At 49.0% G+C, this 19,010-nt stretch carries 21 protein-coding genes; 16 read left to right on the top strand and 5 right to left on the bottom strand.

What is annotated here, in order from left to right:
- Window positions 1-289: 289 nt before the first annotated feature.
- Window positions 290-2,275, bottom strand: a complete 1,986-nt coding sequence (locus AC3WRW_RS12115; RefSeq protein WP_492546570.1) for a glycoside hydrolase family 127 protein — start codon at window positions 2,273-2,275, stop codon at window positions 290-292.
- Window positions 2,276-2,403: 128 nt separating this feature from the next.
- Here AC3WRW_RS12115 and AC3WRW_RS12110 point away from each other — a divergent pair, with 128 nt between their 5' ends.
- From AC3WRW_RS12110 to AC3WRW_RS12090, 5 genes are all read left to right on the top strand, one after another.
- Window positions 2,404-3,270 carry a helix-turn-helix transcriptional regulator gene (locus AC3WRW_RS12110; protein ID WP_492546569.1) on the top strand — a complete coding sequence of 289 codons (867 nt, stop codon included), beginning with the start codon at window positions 2,404-2,406 and terminating at the stop codon, window positions 3,268-3,270.
- A gap of 278 nt (window positions 3,271-3,548) precedes the next feature.
- Complete coding sequence (gene asnB / locus AC3WRW_RS12105; RefSeq protein WP_492546568.1) at window positions 3,549-5,423, top strand: asparagine synthase (glutamine-hydrolyzing); 1,875 nt, start codon at window positions 3,549-3,551, stop codon at window positions 5,421-5,423.
- A 42-nt stretch (window positions 5,424-5,465) separates the two neighbouring features.
- The gene (locus AC3WRW_RS12100) at window positions 5,466-6,209 is read left to right on the top strand and encodes a Cof-type HAD-IIB family hydrolase (protein ID WP_492546567.1); all 744 of its coding nucleotides are present in this window, start codon (window positions 5,466-5,468) and stop codon (window positions 6,207-6,209) included.
- A 38-nt stretch (window positions 6,210-6,247) separates the two neighbouring features.
- On the top strand, window positions 6,248-6,727 hold the full coding sequence (locus tag AC3WRW_RS12095) for a DUF456 domain-containing protein (protein WP_492546566.1): 480 nt from the start codon (window positions 6,248-6,250) through the stop codon (window positions 6,725-6,727).
- 48 nt (window positions 6,728-6,775) lie between these two features.
- Window positions 6,776-8,464 carry a putative polysaccharide biosynthesis protein gene (locus tag AC3WRW_RS12090; protein ID WP_492546565.1) on the top strand — a complete coding sequence of 563 codons (1,689 nt, stop codon included), beginning with the start codon at window positions 6,776-6,778 and terminating at the stop codon, window positions 8,462-8,464.
- Here AC3WRW_RS12090 and AC3WRW_RS12085 read toward each other — a convergent pair.
- Window positions 8,448-9,617 (bottom strand): DUF2515 family protein, encoded by a 1,170-nt coding sequence (locus AC3WRW_RS12085; protein WP_492546564.1) that lies wholly within the window; start codon window positions 9,615-9,617, stop codon window positions 8,448-8,450. The two genes, AC3WRW_RS12090 and AC3WRW_RS12085, sit on opposite strands and share 17 nt — an antisense overlap.
- Before the next feature lie 103 nt (window positions 9,618-9,720).
- Here AC3WRW_RS12085 and AC3WRW_RS12080 point away from each other — a divergent pair, with 103 nt between their 5' ends.
- The 6 genes from AC3WRW_RS12080 to AC3WRW_RS12055 all read left to right on the top strand — a co-directional run bounded on the left by AC3WRW_RS12080 (window position 9,721) and on the right by AC3WRW_RS12055 (window position 13,959).
- A complete protein-coding gene (locus AC3WRW_RS12080) occupies window positions 9,721-10,176 on the top strand; it encodes a DUF4183 domain-containing protein (RefSeq protein ID WP_492546563.1) in 456 nt (151 codons plus the stop codon).
- Between the two features lie 24 nt (window positions 10,177-10,200).
- Window positions 10,201-10,617, top strand: coding sequence for a DUF4183 domain-containing protein (locus tag AC3WRW_RS12075; protein ID WP_492546562.1), 417 nt, complete (start codon window positions 10,201-10,203; stop codon window positions 10,615-10,617).
- Window positions 10,618-10,822: 205 nt separating this feature from the next.
- On the top strand, window positions 10,823-11,209 hold the full coding sequence (locus AC3WRW_RS12070) for a GntR family transcriptional regulator (protein WP_492546561.1): 387 nt from the start codon (window positions 10,823-10,825) through the stop codon (window positions 11,207-11,209).
- The gene (locus AC3WRW_RS12065) at window positions 11,206-11,895 is read left to right on the top strand and encodes an ATP-binding cassette domain-containing protein (protein WP_492546560.1); all 690 of its coding nucleotides are present in this window, start codon (window positions 11,206-11,208) and stop codon (window positions 11,893-11,895) included. Before AC3WRW_RS12070 ends, AC3WRW_RS12065 begins: the two co-directional genes overlap by 4 nt.
- Window positions 11,892-12,722: a hypothetical protein gene (locus AC3WRW_RS12060; RefSeq protein ID WP_492546559.1), complete on the top strand. Its 831-nt coding sequence runs from the start codon at window positions 11,892-11,894 to the stop codon at window positions 12,720-12,722. The genes AC3WRW_RS12065 and AC3WRW_RS12060 overlap by 4 nt, the downstream gene beginning before the upstream one ends.
- A gap of 16 nt (window positions 12,723-12,738) precedes the next feature.
- Window positions 12,739-13,959, top strand: coding sequence for a hypothetical protein (locus AC3WRW_RS12055; RefSeq protein WP_492546558.1), 1,221 nt, complete (start codon window positions 12,739-12,741; stop codon window positions 13,957-13,959).
- Window positions 13,960-14,029: 70 nt separating this feature from the next.
- Here AC3WRW_RS12055 and AC3WRW_RS12050 read toward each other — a convergent pair whose 3' ends face one another.
- Together AC3WRW_RS12050 and AC3WRW_RS12045 are read right to left on the bottom strand one after the other, a co-directional pair.
- Window positions 14,030-14,221 carry a type II toxin-antitoxin system antitoxin gene (locus tag AC3WRW_RS12050; RefSeq protein WP_492546557.1) on the bottom strand — a complete coding sequence of 64 codons (192 nt, stop codon included), beginning with the start codon at window positions 14,219-14,221 and terminating at the stop codon, window positions 14,030-14,032.
- An 11-nt stretch (window positions 14,222-14,232) separates the two neighbouring features.
- The gene (locus tag AC3WRW_RS12045; protein ID WP_492546556.1) at window positions 14,233-15,072 is read right to left on the bottom strand and encodes an SPFH domain-containing protein; all 840 of its coding nucleotides are present in this window, start codon (window positions 15,070-15,072) and stop codon (window positions 14,233-14,235) included.
- 183 nt (window positions 15,073-15,255) lie between these two features.
- Here AC3WRW_RS12045 and AC3WRW_RS12040 point away from each other — a divergent pair, with 183 nt between their 5' ends.
- The 4 genes from AC3WRW_RS12040 to AC3WRW_RS12025 all read left to right on the top strand — a co-directional run bounded on the left by AC3WRW_RS12040 (window position 15,256) and on the right by AC3WRW_RS12025 (window position 18,359).
- Entirely contained in the window at window positions 15,256-15,600 is a 345-nt protein-coding gene (locus AC3WRW_RS12040) for a thioredoxin family protein (RefSeq protein WP_492546555.1), read from the top strand.
- 216 nt (window positions 15,601-15,816) lie between these two features.
- Complete coding sequence (locus AC3WRW_RS12035; RefSeq protein ID WP_492546554.1) at window positions 15,817-16,716, top strand: COX15/CtaA family protein; 900 nt, start codon at window positions 15,817-15,819, stop codon at window positions 16,714-16,716.
- 136 nt (window positions 16,717-16,852) lie between these two features.
- The gene (locus AC3WRW_RS12030; RefSeq protein ID WP_492546553.1) at window positions 16,853-17,563 is read left to right on the top strand and encodes a Cthe_2314 family HEPN domain-containing protein; all 711 of its coding nucleotides are present in this window, start codon (window positions 16,853-16,855) and stop codon (window positions 17,561-17,563) included.
- A gap of 7 nt (window positions 17,564-17,570) precedes the next feature.
- Window positions 17,571-18,359, top strand: coding sequence for an SDR family oxidoreductase (locus AC3WRW_RS12025; protein ID WP_492546552.1), 789 nt, complete (start codon window positions 17,571-17,573; stop codon window positions 18,357-18,359).
- Between the two features lie 54 nt (window positions 18,360-18,413).
- Here the strand turns inward: AC3WRW_RS12025 and AC3WRW_RS12020 are convergent, their stop codons facing one another.
- A complete protein-coding gene (locus AC3WRW_RS12020; protein ID WP_157319629.1) occupies window positions 18,414-18,659 on the bottom strand; it encodes a NifU family protein in 246 nt (81 codons plus the stop codon).
- A gap of 96 nt (window positions 18,660-18,755) precedes the next feature.
- Here AC3WRW_RS12020 and AC3WRW_RS12015 point away from each other — a divergent pair, with 96 nt between their 5' ends.
- Entirely contained in the window at window positions 18,756-19,010 is a 255-nt protein-coding gene (locus tag AC3WRW_RS12015) for a YuzB family protein (RefSeq protein WP_492546551.1), read from the top strand.

The following is a 19,010-nucleotide window of genomic DNA, read 5'->3' as shown; positions in this document are numbered from 1 at the left end:
CCCCGTAACCCCCGCCCCCTGAAACAAGCAGGCACAGCTCCAGCACCACCCAGTAATCAGATTAATATAGCTCCCTTCCGCGAAAGGGAACTATAAGTCCGCTATTTGAGCGAAAAAGGGCGATTCACTCCATTAAGAGGAACTGGAGGGTCTTATTCGCTCGGAATCCTAGCTTCCGAGCCGAAAACCGCCATATAGCGGATCATAGTTCCCACTCAGATTCCAAGCAGCGGTATATTGGAGAAATAACGGACCATAGTTCCCCCCAATCGCAGCGCAGCCACGATCATTACATCTGGCGAACCCGAATCCACACCGCCATCTCGCCCACTCCCCGATTTCCCCATTGGAAATAGGGGATAGCGCGCAAGGTGACGGGTTCCCACGTCGGCGCCCAGCGGCGGTAGGGCTCTTCCGACGCCCATGCCCCAGGCAGGGCATCTTGAAAGCCCTTGGCCTCGATCATCATGGTGCCGCCAAGCCTATTTGCGTCAGCCGCGACTTCCAGCTTGGTTCCGATATGGAGGCTGAGGCTCGCCAATGGGGTCCCGTTATCGGCCTGCTCGATGCAGTACAGCAGAGGCCCTCTCTGAATCGCGGCCTTCCCGGCATTGCTGCGGATGAGCGGGTTGGCTTGGATAAGCTGGGCCTCCATCGGAAGCAGCCAAGTGACGGTGTCGCCATCCGTCCAAACCCGTTCGATGACCGCGTATCCATGCTCAATGAGCAGCTTATGCTCTTTTTCACCATTGATGAGCAGTTGAGGTTCAACGTCGCACCAAGAGGGGATGCGCAAGGAAAGTGTGAACGAACGGGGCTGTGCCAAGCCTATGTGGAAGCAAGCCGCACCCTTCCATGGCAGGGAGCACACCTGCTTCAGACTGACTGGCGTATGCTCATCCAGCATGATCGTGCTTTCGCTGCCGATAAACAGATGGCAATTGATTCGGCCCGTTTCTGTCGTGTACATATACTCCCCGAGCGAAGAGAGAATCCGCGCCAAATTCGGAGGGCAGCAAGCGCAGTCAAACCATTTCTGGCGCTCAACTTTAACATGGTGCCTGCCGGGATTGCCGGCCGAAGCTTCAGGCCATACCTCCAGCGGATTCACATAGAAGAATCGTTTCCCGTCCTGGCTCATGCTGCCGATGATAATGTTGTAGAGCGCCCGCTCGATTACGTCGGCATACTCGCTTCGTGTTTCCAGCTGGAGCATGCGCTGCGCAAAGAAAACCAGGCCGATCGAGGCGCACGTTTCGGCATACACCGTATCGTTGGGCAGATCGTAATCGAATGAGAAGGCTTCCCCGTGATGGGTCGACCCGATGCCTCCGGTAATGTACATCTGCTTCTGCGTGATGTTCGCCCAAAGCTTCCGGCATGCCGCAAACAGCCTCTCATCCCCCGTCAGTCTTGCCAAATCAGCCATTGCTGTGTACATATATACGGCTCTAACCGAATGTCCGACGGCCGTATCCTGATCGCGAACAGGCAGATGGCTCTGATGATATTTCGCATTGAGACCCGGGGAAGGGGCTTGGCCTGCGCGATAGATGGAGGTTTTGCCCCGTCGCTCCCATTCGGTATCGAAGAAGTCAGGGCGTTGTCCCCGCTCATCAATAAAATAACAGGCAAGCTGCAAATATTTCTCCTGCTTCGTTATCGTATACAGTTTGACCAGAGCAAGCTCAATCTCCTGATGCCCGTCATAGCCTCTAAGCTTCCCTTCCCCGATACCGAATACGTCGTCAATATGATCGGCAAAACGGCACATGGCATCCAACAATTTCCGCTTCCCTGTGGCTTCATAATAAGCAACGGCAGCTTCGATCATATGCCCGGCACAATACAATTCATGGCATTCGTATAAGTTAGTCCAGCGCTTTCCCGGTTCCTTAATGGTGAAGTAGGTGTTTAAGTAGCCGTCGCTTTGCTGTGCCTGGACAATGAGATCGATCGTCTCATCCGCAGACTGCTCTAACGCCTCATCCGGCTGCAGTTGTAGCGAATAGGCGACGGCTTCGAGCCATTTGGCGAGATCCGAATCCTGAAAGACCCAACCATGGTATTCCCCTTCTTCAAGGCCAGCGGCTATTCGGAAATTACGAATCGCATGACTGGGTTCTGCGTCCGGAACGCGATCGTTAAGCGCTTCCCATTGATACGGAATGACGGTATTACGAACAAGGCTGACGTAACGGTTCCAGAAGTCATCGTTGATTTTAATTTGTTTCAAGGGTAATTTGCGCTTTGCCTGCAGCCTTGTATTTGACATGAAGCAACCTCCTGAATTTACGAAATAGGCTTTACTTTCCCCAATTATATGAGGGATACTGAGGGAGCAACAGGCAGGAATTCAACCAATTATTTATAAAATTTCACACAATATTAAGGGGTTTGCCAATGAAAGAGATATCTCTTGCCGCACCTCCTATGCCCTATTATTTGGAGAGCGGGTTCAGCGCGTACGACGAAGGAGACACGCATCCGGCTCGCACAGGCTTAGGGATGTATGATCTTGTTTTCATTTCGAAGGGGACGCTTCATCTGGGAGAGGAGGACATGACGTGGAGCTTGAGGGAAGGGCAATACGTGCTGCTCCTCCCTGACAGGTACCACTGCTCCGTACGTCCTTGCGAAGCGGAGTGTGATTTTTATTGGCTGCATTTTCAAACCGTCACCCCTTATCAGATTAGAGAGAGCAAGCCCGCCGCCCGCAGCGAATTCGTTCTCCCTCCCCACAATGAAATTATCCTGCAGCAGCAGGGCGAAGTCTCGGAACCCGAACGGCTCCGCCAGCTTTGGCGCCAATTACAAGAGCTGTCGGTTTCTGCGAGGTCGGTATCGTTTTGGGAAGAGCAGCGCATTTTCACAGAAATCTTACGTTTGTTAGACATGGGACATAAGCTGGGTGAGCAGACGAAGGTGCAGATGCTGGCCGAAGGAATCGAAGCGTATCTCAAACAGCACTATAAAACGGATCTGACCAATGAGAGCTTAGCCGACGTGTTCCATTTTCATCCGAATTACTTGAGCCGCTGCATGAAAAAGGTATACGGCTGCACGCCGCTTGAATATTTGCTCGCATACCGAATCGAACAATCCAAGCTTCTGCTCCTAAAAACGCAGTGGTCCATCGAGCGCATTTCGGAGGAGTCAGATTTCCATCATGCGGCATATTTCTCAAACTGTTTTCGTGCCAAAATAGGTCTTTCACCGCTCGCCTATCGCAAGCAGTACACTAGAGGCGGAACCGTTCTCCATCCTTAAGCATATGCTGATGTAAGGGGGAGGGCCTTCTTTTACCCCGAAAGTTGCATGCGGTAAACTTTTGTGCACGGAGAAAAGAAAGGTGGGGTGGAACATGAAAACGACGCGATTAACGGCTTCATTAAAGAGACTTATCATTACCTTCATTTTCCTATGACAGAGGGCTGATTACGCACTTTCATCCTATTTCCAGTATGACGGACGGATATGGTATACTAATGTATCGGTAGTCGAGAAAGAGATAGTTTGATGAATGGTGCGGAGGAGTGAGTTTCACCATGTGTGGGATAACGGGTGTAATGTATTTTGAAGATAGAGAACCAACGGTTGCAATGCTGCAGCAAATGACAGATGTGATTGTGCATCGGGGACCAAACGATTCCGGGTTTTGGACGGATAATCGGATTGGTCTTGGCTTTCGCCGGTTGTCCATTATTGATATTCAAGAAGGACATCAACCGTTAGCCAATGAGGATGACTCCGTATGGATCATTTTCAATGGAGAAATTTACAATTATAAAGAATTGCGCGGAATGCTGCAGGAACGCGGGCATCAATTCCGCACACATAGCGATACAGAGGTAATTGTTCACCTGTATGAGGAGTTTGGAGAAGAATGCGTCAAGCATTTGCGCGGCATGTTCGGTTTTGTCATCTGGGACAAGAAAAAGAAGCAGCTGTTCGGAGCGAGAGACCATTTCGGCATCAAGCCGTTTTATTATCATGTCAACGACCGTCAGTTTTTGTTCGGCTCTGAAATTAAGAGCTTGCTTGCTGCGGACGGCATGAACCGGTTGATCCATACGGACAGCTTGCTGAACTATTTGACCTTTCAGTATGTGCCTGAGCCTAACACGATGTTTCATGGTATCCATAAACTGCCGCCGGCCCATTATGTGAAGGTTACTTTCGACGGCGAAATGTCCATACATAAGTATTGGGATCCGATGTTCGAGCCGGAGGAACGTCCTTTTGAGTATTATGTGGAGCAAATCCGCGAAACGTTGAAGGACTCCGTCAAGCACCACATGGTCAGCGATGTGGAGCGGGGATGCTTCTTGTCCAGCGGGATCGACTCCACGGCTATCGCCACCCATATGCGGAACATCGAGCCGATCCGCACGTTCTCCGTTGGCTTCGAAGGGGCCAACAACGAAACGCCGATCGCCGCCCAAACGGCCAAGGCGCTCGGGACAGAGCATTACGACAAAGTCATCACGCAGGATGACTTCTTCAGCACAATGCCGAAGGCGATCTGGCACCAGGACGAGCCTGTCGCCGATCCTTCGGCCATAGCGCTTTATCACGTGGCGCAGCTTGCGCGGGAACACGTGACGGTTGTGCTGTCCGGCGAAGGCGCGGACGAGCTGTTCGGCGGCTACCGCATTTATCGCGAGCCGCAGTCTTTGCGGCCGATCGATCAGCTGCCGCTCGGCATCAAGCGCATGCTGAACCGCTTCGCCCGGATGCTGCCCGGCAGCGTGAAGGGGCGCAACTATGTTTTGCGCGGTACGACGCCGCTGGAGGAGCGCTTCCTCGGCAACGCGAAGATTTTCACGGAGGATATGAAAGCCGAAGTGCTGCGCCTCGACCATGAGATGCTGCGGGCGTATAAGAATCCGGTGCAGATCGCTGGAGATTATTATAGCAAGACGAAGCATCTCGACCCGGTGAGCCGCATGCAATACATCGACATGAATCTGTGGATGCCCGGCGATATTCTTATGAAAGCCGACAAGATGACGATGGCGCATTCCCTGGAGCTGCGGGTTCCGTTCCTGGATAAAGAGCTGTTCGAGGTGGCGCGCCGCATTCCGGCGAAATACCGGATTGCGGGTGGTACGACGAAATATATTTTCCGAAAAGCGATGGAAGGCATCATCCCGGATCCGATCCTGAACCGTCCGAAGCTGGGCTTCCCGGTACCTCTGCGCGAATGGATGCAAGGTTCGATGGGCGATGTGCTTTTAGAGCAAATTAAAGCTAGCGGGATTGAAGATTACATTAATATGAATACGGTAGAACGTATGCTGCAGAAGCACCGGAACGGGCAGGGCGATTATGCGCGCCGGATTTGGACGATCTATATTTTTGCCCTCTGGCATATGACATTTATGGAAGAGCTGCCTAAGAAAGTGCTCGCTGCCTACTAGGTTAACGAATGACGACATAAGGAAAGACGGGAGATGGGGAACGTGGGACCTTTTAAGTTAATCGCCCTCGATATGGACGGCACCTTGCTGAATGAGGATAAGAAAATATCTCCGGAGAATCAAGCCGCTATACGGAAAGCCACGGAGGCCGGCAAAATTGTCATCATGTCGACCGGCCGGGGCCTCGTAAGCGCGATGCCTTATATCCAGGAACTGGGACTGTCTACACCCATGGTGATGGTAAACGGCAGCGAAGTGTGGGAAAAGCCGGACAAACTGCTTCGGAGGACGCTGCTTCCTGCGGAAACCGTCAGCCGGCTGCATAAGCTGGCCGGGGAGCATGACTGCTGGTGGTGGGCTTACTCGGTCGAAGGCGTTTTCAACCGCGAGCGCGAAGGCTTCGACATCGCGAACAGCGAGTGGCTGAAGTTCGGATTTTTCACGGAAAATGCAGAGAAATTGCAGCGTATTCGCGAGGTCGCAGAAAGCTGGGGAACACTGGAAATCACCAATTCCCATCCGTCGAATATTGAGTTAAATCCTCTGGGCATCAGCAAAGCTAGCGGTGTGGAGGCCGTCTGCCAGCTTCTGGGCATTCAGATGTCGGAAGTCATTGCGATGGGGGACAGCCAGAATGATATCACGATGATTCGCGAAGCGGGTCTTGGCGTTGCCATGGGCAATGCGCAGGATGAAGTGAAACGGATTGCGGATATTACGACGGTAACGAACGAAGAAAGCGCAGTGGCCAAAATCATACAGACGTATATGCTGCAGGCGCAATAAGATTCTAAACCAGAACAATCACGGACGGAGATGAGCCTATGATCGCGTTAGCCTGGAGCTTGGTCATTCTATTGTTTGTCGTAGGCATGATAGGCGCGGTATATCCAGTTCTGCCCGGTGTTTTAGCGATATACGCAGCGTTCTTCATTTATGGCTGGCTAGTAAGTTTTGAGCCGTTCGGCTGGGTGTTCTGGACCACGCAAACCCTGATCGTCGTTATTATTATGGTTGCGGATTACGCAGTCAGCGCCTTGGGAGTCAAAAAGTTTGGAGGCTCGAAGGCGGCAGTGATCGGGAGCACAATCGGCTTGATCATAGGGCCTTTTGTCATCCCTGCCTTTGGGTTAATCATCGGTCCCTTCCTGGGCGCCGTAATTGGCGAGATCGTCATCGGCACCAACTGGAAAAAAGCGATCGGCGCGGGCATCGGTTCCGTCGTCGGTTTCTTTGCAAGCAGCGCCGTCAAAATTGTGCTGCAGCTGGCGATGATTATTCTTTTCTTCATATGGGTTTTGTAATGGAACATGTTGTTGGTTTGAATACGGGATTAGAGAGTAGGAACGCACTTGACGAAGGAAACCAAAGATTCTCTTGTAAAAGGGACGCTCATTCTCACCGTGGCCGCGCTTGTAGCGCGGTTTCTCGGCGTTTTCCAGCGTATTCCGCTGGTTCACCTGCTGCATGAGGAAGGAATGGGCAGTTATTCCATAGCTTTTAATCTATATTCCATTCTCCTTGTTGTAGCAACCGCGGGCATTCCCAGCGCGCTAAGCAAAATGGTATCGGAGAAATACGCAATCGGCCGTCCTGCGGAAGCAGAGCGCATTTATCAAGCGGCGATTTGGTTTGCCATTGTTGCGGGCGCGCTCATGACTGCGCTGTTGTATGTTTTCGCGCCTATTTATGCGGAACACATTTCACGTGGCGGTCCCGATGCTACGCTAGCCACTCGCGCCATCGCGCCGGCGATGCTGTTCTTTCCGCTAATTGCGATTATGCGCGGCTACTTTCAAGGCAGACAAAACATGATGCCGAACGGGGTATCGCAAGTCGTGGAACAAATATTCAGATTGGTCACCTCGGTTGGTCTGGCCTTTATTTTATTAAACGTCAGCTTAGGCTGGGGAGTCGCGGGAGCGTCCTTCGGTGGGGTGATGGGCGGAATTGCCGCACTTGCCGTTATGCTGTACTATGCGATGAAGCTCAAACGCAGGGATGCCCTTTCCTTGAAGGAGCAAGTGTCTCGCGCCGCAGCTGATGAAATGGCTGCCGGACATGCGTCGGCATCGTCGCCGGCACCGGCGCGCTACAGCGAGATTTACCGTAGCCTGCTGAAGCTGTCGATTCCGATCGTCATTTTCTCCGTGACGGTGACTTTAGTTTATACGATCGATACGTCGATCATCATCCCGCTCTTAGAGGGGACCATAGGCCGAAGCGAAGCGCATGGGTTGGTCGGTATTATCGGAGGGCGCGCGCAATCTTTGGCGGGGATCCCGATTATTTTGGCCATCGCGCTCAGTCAATCGGTCGTTCCGATCATCTCGGCAGCTTACTCCCGCAAAGATATGAAGCAGGTCGGCCATCAGACGACAAGGGTGCTTCAGCTTTCCATTCTTTCCGGATTGCCGGCGGTGCTCGTTATCGCGGTTGCGGCCCGTCCGCTCGATTTCTTCATGTTCGGCCATGAGGATACAGCTTTTGGGATGAGCCACGGGCCTTATATGATCTCCTTGCTCACTTTGGGCGCTATGTTCCAAATTGTGATGCAGACCTCCGGGGCGGTATTGATGGGCATGGGGCGGATGAAACCGCTGATGCTTCACGTTGGCGTCGGTATCGCGGTTAAGCTGGCAGGAAGTTTCCTGCTCGCTCCATGGCTTGGCATCTATGGCATCATCGGCTCCACAGGATTTTGCTTTATCGCAATGTCATGGCTCAATCTGCGCACGCTGCGCAAAGAAGTGAGCTTCACGATTCTCGGACGGCGTTTCGTCGGGCTAACGATTTCGATTGTCGTCATCGCCGGTCTTGGTATCGCGGCGGAATGGCTGACGCATACGTATGTGCAGCCAACAAGCTTGTACCGTGTTAATGAAGGCATCAATTCGGTGCTCGTGTGCGGCTTCACGGCTGCCTTATACCCGCTGATGCTGATGCTTACGCGAGTTGTTACGAAGGACGATGTGAAGAACTTTCCAGCGCCCGTACAGAAGCTGATTGGCAAAGCAAGCCGTCTTATCGGACGTTCATAGCCTGCGCAGCCAGAATGGCGAGCTCAATTTTGTTAAGCCCAGTGTACATGGATTGTGTTACATCATAGGGCTGAGGCACAGCGATGGGACGCATATGCGTCAAAGGCTGGCTGGCCTCCTGAAACCAGTCGCCAGGCTCGACAGGCCCGAGCGGTCTATCCGGCCATGCAGCCCTAAGCGCAGGACTATATAAAGACAGGCTTCCTTTCTTGAGGAAGCAGCCATCCAGCCTCTCCTGATAAGGATCATCGGGAGGGGCTTTTTGTATGGGAGTAAATAAGTGCGGCCAGTAGTCGGAACGTGAACCTGTGTGTGGCGCTGCATCAGCAAAACGAAGTACACCCCGCAGTACTTCAGGAACTCCGAACAGGAGAGCATAAAGGCTTTTGCCGAATTCGATGCGCTCAGTTAAGTCGGCGAAGTTTTCGAGAATGAGTCCGGCCAAACGGGGCTCGGGAATGTTTCTTTGCATAGACAAGGACCAATAAGGAAAGCCGACTTGATTCAATTGCAGCCATCCTTGGCTTTTAAAAAACGTTTTATGCAGAACGGTTTGCTGAAAATGCTCTTTTTGAACAATGCGCTGCTCGATATAGTTTTGTTCATTCACAATAAGGGCAATTGTCAGCATGGCGGAGTTCTGATCTGTCCAAAATTCATGCCAAACAGGCATCATCCACATGGAAATATTCAAATGGGGGAGCAGGTGAAACAGGTTTTTCTTTTGCTTCTTGCTTTCCCCGTAAAGCAGCAATTGCGGATAGGCATCTTGAAAAATAAGGCCATTGGCACGCTCCAGAAAAGCAAACAGATGCTCAGCCTGATCCGCGTCGATAAGATGCGGCAGAAGATCGCCGCGGAGATCGGTCATGTTCCAGCCGCCGCAGCGGGAAACCATGTGGGCCAGCAGTGCCCAGTGAAGCTCGGGGTATGCCTGGTAGCAGGTCCAATAGGCCATTGTGCGCGTCACGTTATTTCGGTTCTCCTGCAGGGTCCTCGTAAGGATGAGCTCCAAAAGCGATTCCTCGTCAGATGCAATAGGAAATGGTTCTACACCACCATGAAGCAGCGCTAACTGCCGGGCTAAGCTCTGTTCCAATTTTTCAGTGATGGCTTTCGATAAGGGAATGTCGTCTACACTGGCTGCTCTCATTATGCTAACCTCCTCGAGCTTACCTGTCTGATTCCCTTATTGTTAGCTCATTCACGCACAGCTATGTGAAACTGGAACCGATATATGGCTTCGATGGACAGAAATGGGGAAAGACCCTGAGAATAAAATCCAGTTATTGGGATTGGCTCCTGCATACAATGAAGCATCTGAAGCGAACGTTTGCGGGGTGATTCACATCTGTTTCGATTTGCATGTGACAAATTGTTCGTGTCATAAACACGCGACAAAACGGCGAAAGAAGCGATCGGCCAAAAAAATCAAACACCGAAAGATCAAATATTCAGCGCGAACCTATTTCTTTTATGCCGTCTCCGATGGTGAGAAAAGGGTGTACACGAATGCAGATCAGACCCCCGGATATGGGTTTCAATGCATTCCCAGCCCGAGAATCACCTCCTATCGACAAGTGTTCGTAAACGGAGTCCTGCAGCCCCGCACCCTGTACCGCATACGTACAGGCTCATTGACTTTAACCTCAGAAGATGTTCCGGAAAAAGGAGTACCCATCATTGTACAAAGCATCCGTGTCTATAAATAGTGGTTAAAGGAAGGGGGTGAAATGATGGCAGCGTCTCTGATCAAACTTTATGTGACCGCCACAGCTTCCGCACCGGTAGCGACAGGAGGAACGGTTGAAACAACAGTAGATCCCAATGTAACGCGATTTAATGCAACGCTTACGTCAGGCATGATTACAACGGATACAACGATTTTGGCGGCAAGCTTCTTTGATGACAATGGCAACCCGGTTGTGGCACTACCTGCACCGCCGACAGATGGATACTACAATGTATACGTCAACGGTGTGCTGCAAGAAGGTGGTTTGTCCACTCTCACAACGGCATCCCTGGTATTAGCGACAACAGCAGCTGTAGCCGGTACGCCGGTTGTTCTCGAAGTCGCCGATTTCTCATCGGCGAGCTCCACGATTACGGTTGAGCCGACGATTTCTGCACCGACGATTACGGTTGTCGTGTAGGTTATGGAAAGGAAACTAACCATCTCAGTTTTTGAGATGGTTTTTTGGTTTGCTGGGAGAAAAAAGAAATTAAAAGTAAAAATATAGGAGGTTTTTCTTGACAAAGAAAGTGCATGAAGGGTATAGTACATCTAGTGTATGAATTAATTAATACACACACTATAATTATCCAGTTTTACTAAGAAAGGACATAGGAGATGGGTAGATGAACATTACGTTTAACAATCGCGATCCGGTTTATCTGCAGGTTGTCCGGCATTTTAAAGAAGAGATGGCAACAGGTAAGTTGGCTGCAGGCCAGGAAATTCCATCTAGGCGTGAACTTGCAGGCCTGCTCCAAATTAATCCCAATACTGTACAGAGGGCGTATAAAGAAATGGAGGAGCAAAATTTGATAACAACCGCTGGTAATTCCCCAAGTCGAATAACAACGGACAAGCAGGTTCTGAATTCCATTCGTCAGGAGCTCATTCAGGAGGCTGTTGAGGTGTTTATACAATCCATCAAAAAGATTGAGCTCCCCACGGATGATCTACTTCGTTTTGTCAAAGAGAAGTACGAGGCAGAGCGGTCAAGGGAGGTCAAGGAATGATAGAGATCGATCGAATAGGTAAGAAATATGGAAGAAAAAATGTTCTTGATGATGTTTCTTTCACAGCGGAAAAAGGACAAATCACTTGTCTAATTGGCATTAACGGCGTAGGTAAAACCACCATCATGAAGGCCATTATGGGTCTAACTCCTATTGGAAGCGGTCGAATTCAAATTGATGGTCAGCCTGTTGGCAAGACGACCTATGAGAAAATCGTGTTTATTCCGGATACGTTGACGATGCCTTCTTCGATGAAAATAGGAGAAGCCATGCAGTTTATGCAGGACTTTTATACAAACTGGAACGAGAAGCGGGCGCAGGACCTGCTCACTTTTTTCAAACTGAGAACGGAAGACCGCTTAGGCAGCTTGTCCAAAGGGAATTCGGCCAAAGCGAATTTATTGCTCGGACTATCCCTGGATGCCGATTACCTGCTCATGGACGAGCCTTTCTCAGGGATCGATATGTTCAGTCGTGAGCAGATCGCGGCTGTGTTCACCAGCCATCTGATTGAAGACCGTGGAGTTCTGATAACAACGCACGAAATTCAAGATATTGAACATCTGATTGATAAAGTTGTACTACTTGAGCAAGGACGTGTATTGAAAGAATTTTATGCGGAGGAAATGCGGTCCAAGGAAGGAAAATCCGTCGTAGATGTCATGAGGGAGGTGTATTTGGCATGAGCAGCTTTGGAAAATTACTGAACTGGGAGATTGTCCGTTTTAGCAAGTTTTATGGGGCATTATTAGTTATTACCTTACTTTTGCAATTGTTTGGCGTTTGGTTATATACGCATGATTATTTGAGTAGAGCCAAAGAAACGATGTTGAGTCAATCGATCACAGCTGTCCAATATACTGAAAATGTTGGTAAGGCTAGCTTGACTAGGTATGATTCTATTTTGCTTGAATGGTCTATTAGTCTGTGTGCAGCGACGCTTCTACTATACATTTTTCTTATTTGGTACAAGGAATGGTTTGGCAGAAGCACATTTGTTTATCGGCTGCTTATGCTGCCAACTTCGAGAATGAATGTGTATTTGGCTAAGTTGAGCGCAATCCTCTTGTTTGTTTGGGGGCTTGTTGCTTATCAATTTCTGCTGCTGTTCGTTCAGATTGCGGCATTCAAGGCCTTTCTCCCAAGTGAATTTAGACAAGCCGTGACGGTCTCGGAATTTATTCGACAGCATGCTATATTGAAAATTTTGCTTCCTTCGTATTTCACTGAATTCGCTCTGTACTATGGAGCAGGCGTGATGGGCGTGATTGTCTTGTTTACAGCCATATTACTAGAGCGCAGTTTCCGGTTCAAAGGTATTGCAGCGGGGATTCTCTATAGCGGCGTTGGCGTGTTTCTCATCATACTCCCTGAAATGATCTCTGAAATATGGTTGCCGGATTTCTTTTTCCCAAGTGAGCTTCTTCTGCTAGAACTGGTGCTCGGCATCATAGTCACAGGCTTTTCATTATGGTTCAGTTCATATTTGTTACATAAAAAAGTAACCGTTTAAGGAGGCGCCCCTGACAATGAAACGTTATTGGATACTTGCATTGCTTATTCCATTTGTTTTTTTAACGATTAGCATATATTATGCCACAGCGTCTGAAGTCGACAAACCCGATTATTATCTTAAAACGTTGGCAGGCCGCGAAGAGGAAGCTTCTCATATAACGATTAAAGGACGATATATGTCTGAGCCGATTGTCATACGTTCCACGGGGAGCGAATATCCGAACGACAAGGATTCTTTCTGGGAGAGGCTGGATGCAACTTATTTTTACCAAGAAGAATTGAATGAATTATCCCGTAAGTATCGCTCTTTTATGAGAGGGAAAAAGAATCCGAACGCTTTGTATGTGGACGAAAAGCAGATCGCCTATGCTCATTTTGACACACGATTTAATACAGGTGAGGTTCAGTCGGATATGATCGACATTTCGGTGATGGAGAAAGAAAAGAAGAACCGTATATCATTCCAGGTGAAGCTGCCTAAAGAAAAAAATGAATACATCAGTGTTGCAGGTGTCTATGTGAAAGATCGAACTATGAAACTGTTGGTTAACCATTATCAAAAGTCTGGCCAATATTCATCCGCTGGCAATTCTGAATACGTGCTGTATACCTTAGATCTCGACAAGAAAGGTATGGAGGGGAAGCAATCAATTGCAGTTGCTGAATCCCAAAATAATGCGGTACAGACATTGAATACATTAATATGGTCAAACGATGTGATGAAGCCGAATCGTTATCTGGCTTTTGATCGGACCTCCTACGCATCCGATGGGGCAAATGAGAGCTCAGAAGACGTGAAGAAGAAAGATATAGTTAATCGTGAGCTTGTGTACTATGATATTTGGAACGGTCAGATGACGACTATTCAAAGCGTGCCTATTCATGAGCTGCTTATGAATGGGAAACCCGGGGAGTTGAGGATTGATTATATAGGAGATGATTTGTACTTTACTCCAATGAATATCTATGATCAATCTCGGGTTGTTCGTTATAGTTTGGCGGAGAAGAAGCTGAAGAGCGACGTGAAGATTGATCTGAAAGATTTGCAGCAAGAAGGGGTTCAAATGAAACAGCTTGCTGATAACCGGATTTATATGAATTTGTACGGCAAGAGGAGTCCGTATTTAATTGCTGTAGATTTAGATACAGGAAAAATTGTCTATCAAGGCATAGTTGCACGCAAAGATGATTTGGAAGCTAACAATCTAATTTTCGATGGTATGTCGGTGAAATAATAAGTAGCTGTCCCACAAGTCGTAGAAATGACTGGCGACAGCTACTTTTCTTGCTAGCTAGCGTTAAACTTTATTCAACCGAGTTCTCCGAAGGAGGCTGACTCGCATGTGGACGCGGCAAACGGCCCGCGCGCTGAAGAGATTCCCTAAGCAAATACTCGATATGGCTGTTGACGCTCCGGAATTCATCCTCCGCCCAGCGCTCCAAAGCTTCATGGAGCTTAGGATCGAGCCGGAGCGCAAAGTTTTTTTTAGGAGCCATAGCGAAGCCCGTTAGTACAGCGTGCCGGTATTAATGACCGGATTTGCCGAGCGGTCCGATACAATGGCTACCAGCAAATTGTTGATCATGGCCGCTTTCCTCTCTTCATCGAGCTGCAAGCCTTCGGCTTCGAGGCGGTTGATGGCCATCTGAACCATGCCGACGGCACCGTCTACGATGATTTGGCGGGCGGACAAAATCGCCGAAGCTTGTTGGCGCTGCAGCATGGAGCTGGCGATTTCCGTTGAGTACGCCAGATGAGTCAGGCGCGACTCCATGACCTCGACGCCTGCCACGGAAAGGCGGTGCTGCAGCTCAAGGCTAAGCTCGGCGGCAACCTCATCCGCATTTCCTCTAAGTGAATAGCCGTCGTTGTCGAAGCGGTCATACGGATACTTGCTGGCAACATGGCGCAGCGCGGTTTCACTTTGAATTTCAACGAACTTCTCGTAGCTGTCTACATCGAAGAGCGCTTTGTACGTATCGACGACTTTGAATACGACGACAGCAGCGATTTCAATGGGATTTCCTTCGATATCGTTAACTTTCAGCTTGACGCTGTTAAAATTGCGAACCCGCAAAGAGATTTTTTTTCTGTTGGAAAAAGGGACAATGAGCCACAGGCCGCTCTTGCGGATCGTACCTAAGTAGGTTCCGAAGAAAGTGATGACAGAAGCTTCATTCGGCTGAACAGCCGTAATCGTCGAAACAAAAATCAATCCCAACACAATGAGAATCACCCCGGGCAGAACACGTCCCTGCGTAAGGAGTAGAATCCCAAGCCCTCCGCCAATAATAAATAACAAAATACCAAGAAATCCGTTAATGGACCAAGCTTTGGTTTCTTTCATGCAAGCAACACCCTTTCCAGTTGGATAGTCATCATTTGAATATTGTTTTGATATTTATATGATATCACTTTTTACTAATAATGTAAATAATGAATTCGTGGAAGATGATGTCAGTCATAAATCTTGACACGTCATTTGGGGCATGCTATAAGTTAATAAATTCCTAAGCAGTGAGGTGCTCCTATGTTAAAAATTTCTAATGAACAAGCTTTTCAAGAACAAATCTCGCAGTCCGCGCTAACCGTTGCCGTCTTCAAAACAACCTGGTGCAAAGACTGCCACTATATCAATCCTTTCATGCCTGCGTTGGAAGAGGCTTATGCGGGGCGCATTGCCTTTGTTGAACTGGACCGTGACGAGGTGCCCGATTTGTGCGAGCAGTTGAACATTCTAGGCATTCCAAGCTTTATCGCTTTCCGCGATGGCAAAGAACTCGTACGATTCGTTAGCAAATTACGCAAAACGCGTGAAGAAATCGAGCAGTTCCTGGACCGGGCGTTAGAGGTTTCCGGCGCACTTGCCCCTTAAAATGAAGTGAAAAAAACGGCTCTGAGCAGAGTCGTTTTTTTGCTAAAACCGCCGCAATATCACAACTTTGCCACGACTTTGGCCGATCCGCGGCGGTTTCGGAGCTTTGTAACAATTGCGAATGGATTTGCCAACTTTTTAAAGCTATAATTGAAATCGAACCAGCTTCATTCGGGCAAGATCTACAGAAGTCACGACATAAAAGTAGGTGCAATCATGCAAAAACTGATTCAAAGGCTAGCGAATTTGTCCGCCATCGGCATGTTTCTCATTCTTGCAATGGGCGCCTTGGTGACAAAGGCTGACGCAGGCAGAGGCTGCGGAGACGAGTGGCCGCTGTGTCATGGCAAATTCGTCCCGGCGCATACGATATCCTCGTTTATCGAATACAGCCATCGACTGGTTGTCGGTATCGTGACGCTTATCCTGATTGCCACATTCATTCTAGTGTTTCGTTATGTAAAACGAAAAGATGCGAAATTTTTCATCTCCGGGACCGTATTGATGACGTTGGTCCAAGCCGCCATGGGAGCAATGGCTGTTGTTTGGCCGCAATCTTCTCTTGTATTGGCGCTGCATTTCGGCTTATCCCTTCTGGCCTTTGCGTTTTCCTTATTGCTTGCGCTTGTGTTTACACCTTGGGGCCAATTTCAAAGAGACACGGCGATCCGCAGTTCCTTCAAAGCGTTTGTCTGGATAACGACGATTTACAGCTACGTTGTTGTTTATCTGGGCGCTTTTGTCCGTCATACCGTTTCTTCGGGCGGATGTTCAGGCTGGCCCTTGTGCAACGGACAAGTCATTCCTGAGCTTAGCGGTGCCACCGGCATTGTCTTTACTCACCGGATAGCGGCTTTGCTGCTGTTTGTATGTATTCTGTTTCTATACTTGCAAGCGAAGCGTTATTACTCGAGCTCAGACAAATTGCGTTTTGGCAGCAAATGGTCACTCATTCTGGTTTCCCTTCAAGTTATCAGCGGGGCTGTCGTCACTTGGTCGATGGGGAATGAAGTCGCTTATTTGTTTACCGGCATGGTGCATGCGGTTATCGTTGCCTGTATGTTCGGATTTCTATGTTATTTATGCGTACTTACGTTATATGACCGCAAAGCATAAGGCCCGTCGGGCTGGCTCCTTGGAAGCAAGGCGGAGCTGCTTTGGCGGGAGAGGAGGCCTTCTTGCAAAGAGGGCTATTTCCTTTTTAGCTGTGAAAAAAAGAGAGACGGCAAGCATTTAATAAGGGGGGGTACCTATGCTGCGAGTTTTGTTCCATGAACCAAGACGGGTAGACAGCGGGCTTCTGCTGGAAGCCGGCAATGCGGTGAGAGCGTTTATCGCGCATCTGGAATCGAAGGAGCATCGCCGAGTCGCTGCGGATTATGCGAAGTATCACCGGCAAGCGATTTGGAGCAAAGGATTCATTGATGCACTCGATGAGCTGGAGCAGAGCAAATACTGCTGTGAGCGTTATGCCGAGCATATCGATAAAGCCTTCCTGGAGGACATGAATCCGCAGGAGATGGAAGCTTATCGTCTTTTTGTGTACTTTTTCAAAAATGCTTTCATTCGGCTGTTCTCCATTTTGGACAAGTTGGGCACGTTCATGAATGATTTGTTTGAGCTGAAAACGGAGGCGCTGAAAGCGAGGTATTCCTACTTTACCGTATTGCGGCGGATGCATGAGAAAAGGATTCACGGCGCGCTGGAGGTTCAGCTGTACAATTTGAAAATGGATTATAAGTCTCCGCTCGACCGGCTGCGCAATCAACGAAATATGGAAATTCACTATATTAACGCCGAAATGCTGGACGATCTGATGCAGAAGGAACCTTTTCCCGGCGATCGCATTCATGTTGAGAATGTAAAATCGAATGTTGCCGATCTCCAGCAGGGATTTGACATGGTGTGCCGAACCTTATCAATAGCTTTCTCTTATATTACGGCTAGTCTTGCAAAGGGGTAAGAGGACCATGGAATTAAGAGGCCGAACGGTTCTTATTACAGGCAGTGCGAAAGGACTCGGCAAAATGACCGCCATCACCCTGGCTAAACAGGGTTGTCAAGTTGCTGTCAATTATGTGAATAGCGGGCAAGAAGCCGCTGCGCTCGTCCGTGACTTGGAAGATCTTGGCGTTCGAAGTATAGCGGTTCAAGGCGATGTCGCGAAAAGAGAGGATATCGCACGAATGGTGGAGCAAACGGCATCTAAGCTTGGCTCGATTGATATTCTCGTGAATAATGCGGGACCTTTTTTCAGAGAGCGGCGCTTTTTTGCCGATTACGGCGTGGATGAGATTGAATATTTGATGCGCGGCAATTTGCTCGGCGTCATGGAGCTCGACCATTTGGTGCTGCCTATGATGAGGGAGAGACGGTGGGGGCGCATTATCCATTTTGGATTTGGCAAAGCTGCCGAGGCCAGGGGCTGGACGCACCGCGCCGTTTATGCGGCAGCGAAGGTGGGCTTAGTTTCTTTCACGAAAACGTTGGCCGAAGAAGAAGCGAGCCACGGGATTACGGTTAATATGATTTGTCCGGGCGATATTCGGGGCAAGCATAAAGAACAGACGATGCAGGAGGCCCGTCTGGAGGTCGATGGCGAGACGCCGGTGGGAAGACCCGGGACTGGCGAGGATGTGGCCAGAGTCATCGAATTCCTGTGTCTGCCGGCTTCTGATTTCATTACGGGCAACATTATGGACATATCCGGAGGGTTGGATCCGATTCAGCCATTGCTGGTGCTCAATCAGCGCAAATAGCATAGCAAAAAGAGCTTACCATAGAGGTAAGCTCTTTCTTATGATATAGTCGTATTAGAACACTTGCACGACTTCTGTTATTCCTTCAACTTCTTCAACCAATGCGCGTTCGATACCGGCTTTCAACGTGATCGTTGAGCTCGGGCAGCTTCCGCAAGCACCCATAAGTTTTAGTTTCACAATACCGTCTTCTACGTCAACGAGATCCACGTCGCCGCCATCGCGTTGTAGAAAAGGACGAAGTTTATCTAAAACCTCAAGGACTTCATCATAAATAGCTTCTTTTGTTTTTTCAGACATTTGATTCATCTCCTTTCTTTATATATTATATTACAATAATGATTAAATGAAAATGGTTTTCAACTTGAATATATCGCATAAGGTGGAATTTTTATTATGAGACCTATTATAGAGTTTTGCGCAAGCAACATGCACACCGGTACCGAGAAAGTCATGAAAGCTTTAGAACAAAATCCCGACTACGATGTCATTGAATACGGCTGTCTTGGCAATTGCGGACAGTGTTACATGGAGCCTTATGCGCTTTTGAATGGCGAGATCATTGCCGCGGAAAGCGCAGACCAGCTTCACGAACTTATCCTGGCGAAAATTAAAGAGATTGAAGCGATGTACGATTTACTAGCCGATTGA

It is taken from the genome of Paenibacillus sp. FW126-R14 (genome assembly GCF_058789495.1).
This window is presented reverse-complemented; position numbering and strand designations above follow the sequence as displayed.

Bases quoted from the DNA above. Each gene is read 5' to 3' on its own strand.
- AC3WRW_RS12015 (WP_492546551.1), top strand. From the start codon at position 18,756: ATGAGACCTATTATAGAGTTTTGCGCAAGCAACATGCACACCGGTACC.
- AC3WRW_RS12035 (WP_492546554.1), top strand. From the start codon at position 15,817: ATGCAAAAACTGATTCAAAGGCTAGCGAATTTGTCCGCCATCGGCATG.
- AC3WRW_RS12040 (WP_492546555.1), top strand. From the start codon at position 15,256: ATGTTAAAAATTTCTAATGAACAAGCTTTTCAAGAACAAATCTCGCAG.
- AC3WRW_RS12045 (WP_492546556.1), bottom strand. From the start codon at position 15,072: ATGAAAGAAACCAAAGCTTGGTCCATTAACGGATTTCTTGGTATTTTG.
- AC3WRW_RS12050 (WP_492546557.1), bottom strand. From the start codon at position 14,221: ATGGCTCCTAAAAAAAACTTTGCGCTCCGGCTCGATCCTAAGCTCCAT.
- AC3WRW_RS12020 (WP_157319629.1), bottom strand. From the start codon at position 18,659: ATGTCTGAAAAAACAAAAGAAGCTATTTATGATGAAGTCCTTGAGGTT.
- AC3WRW_RS12110 (WP_492546569.1), top strand. From the start codon at position 2,404: ATGAAAGAGATATCTCTTGCCGCACCTCCTATGCCCTATTATTTGGAG.
- AC3WRW_RS12085 (WP_492546564.1), bottom strand. From the start codon at position 9,617: ATGAGAGCAGCCAGTGTAGACGACATTCCCTTATCGAAAGCCATCACT.
- AC3WRW_RS12065 (WP_492546560.1), top strand. From the start codon at position 11,206: ATGATAGAGATCGATCGAATAGGTAAGAAATATGGAAGAAAAAATGTT.
- AC3WRW_RS12030 (WP_492546553.1), top strand. From the start codon at position 16,853: ATGCTGCGAGTTTTGTTCCATGAACCAAGACGGGTAGACAGCGGGCTT.
- AC3WRW_RS12095 (WP_492546566.1), top strand. From the start codon at position 6,248: ATGATCGCGTTAGCCTGGAGCTTGGTCATTCTATTGTTTGTCGTAGGC.
- asnB (WP_492546568.1), top strand. From the start codon at position 3,549: ATGTGTGGGATAACGGGTGTAATGTATTTTGAAGATAGAGAACCAACG.
- AC3WRW_RS12115 (WP_492546570.1), bottom strand. From the start codon at position 2,275: ATGTCAAATACAAGGCTGCAGGCAAAGCGCAAATTACCCTTGAAACAA.
- AC3WRW_RS12070 (WP_492546561.1), top strand. From the start codon at position 10,823: ATGAACATTACGTTTAACAATCGCGATCCGGTTTATCTGCAGGTTGTC.
- AC3WRW_RS12075 (WP_492546562.1), top strand. From the start codon at position 10,201: ATGGCAGCGTCTCTGATCAAACTTTATGTGACCGCCACAGCTTCCGCA.
- AC3WRW_RS12055 (WP_492546558.1), top strand. From the start codon at position 12,739: ATGAAACGTTATTGGATACTTGCATTGCTTATTCCATTTGTTTTTTTA.
- AC3WRW_RS12025 (WP_492546552.1), top strand. From the start codon at position 17,571: ATGGAATTAAGAGGCCGAACGGTTCTTATTACAGGCAGTGCGAAAGGA.
- AC3WRW_RS12080 (WP_492546563.1), top strand. From the start codon at position 9,721: ATGGGGAAAGACCCTGAGAATAAAATCCAGTTATTGGGATTGGCTCCT.
- AC3WRW_RS12060 (WP_492546559.1), top strand. From the start codon at position 11,892: ATGAGCAGCTTTGGAAAATTACTGAACTGGGAGATTGTCCGTTTTAGC.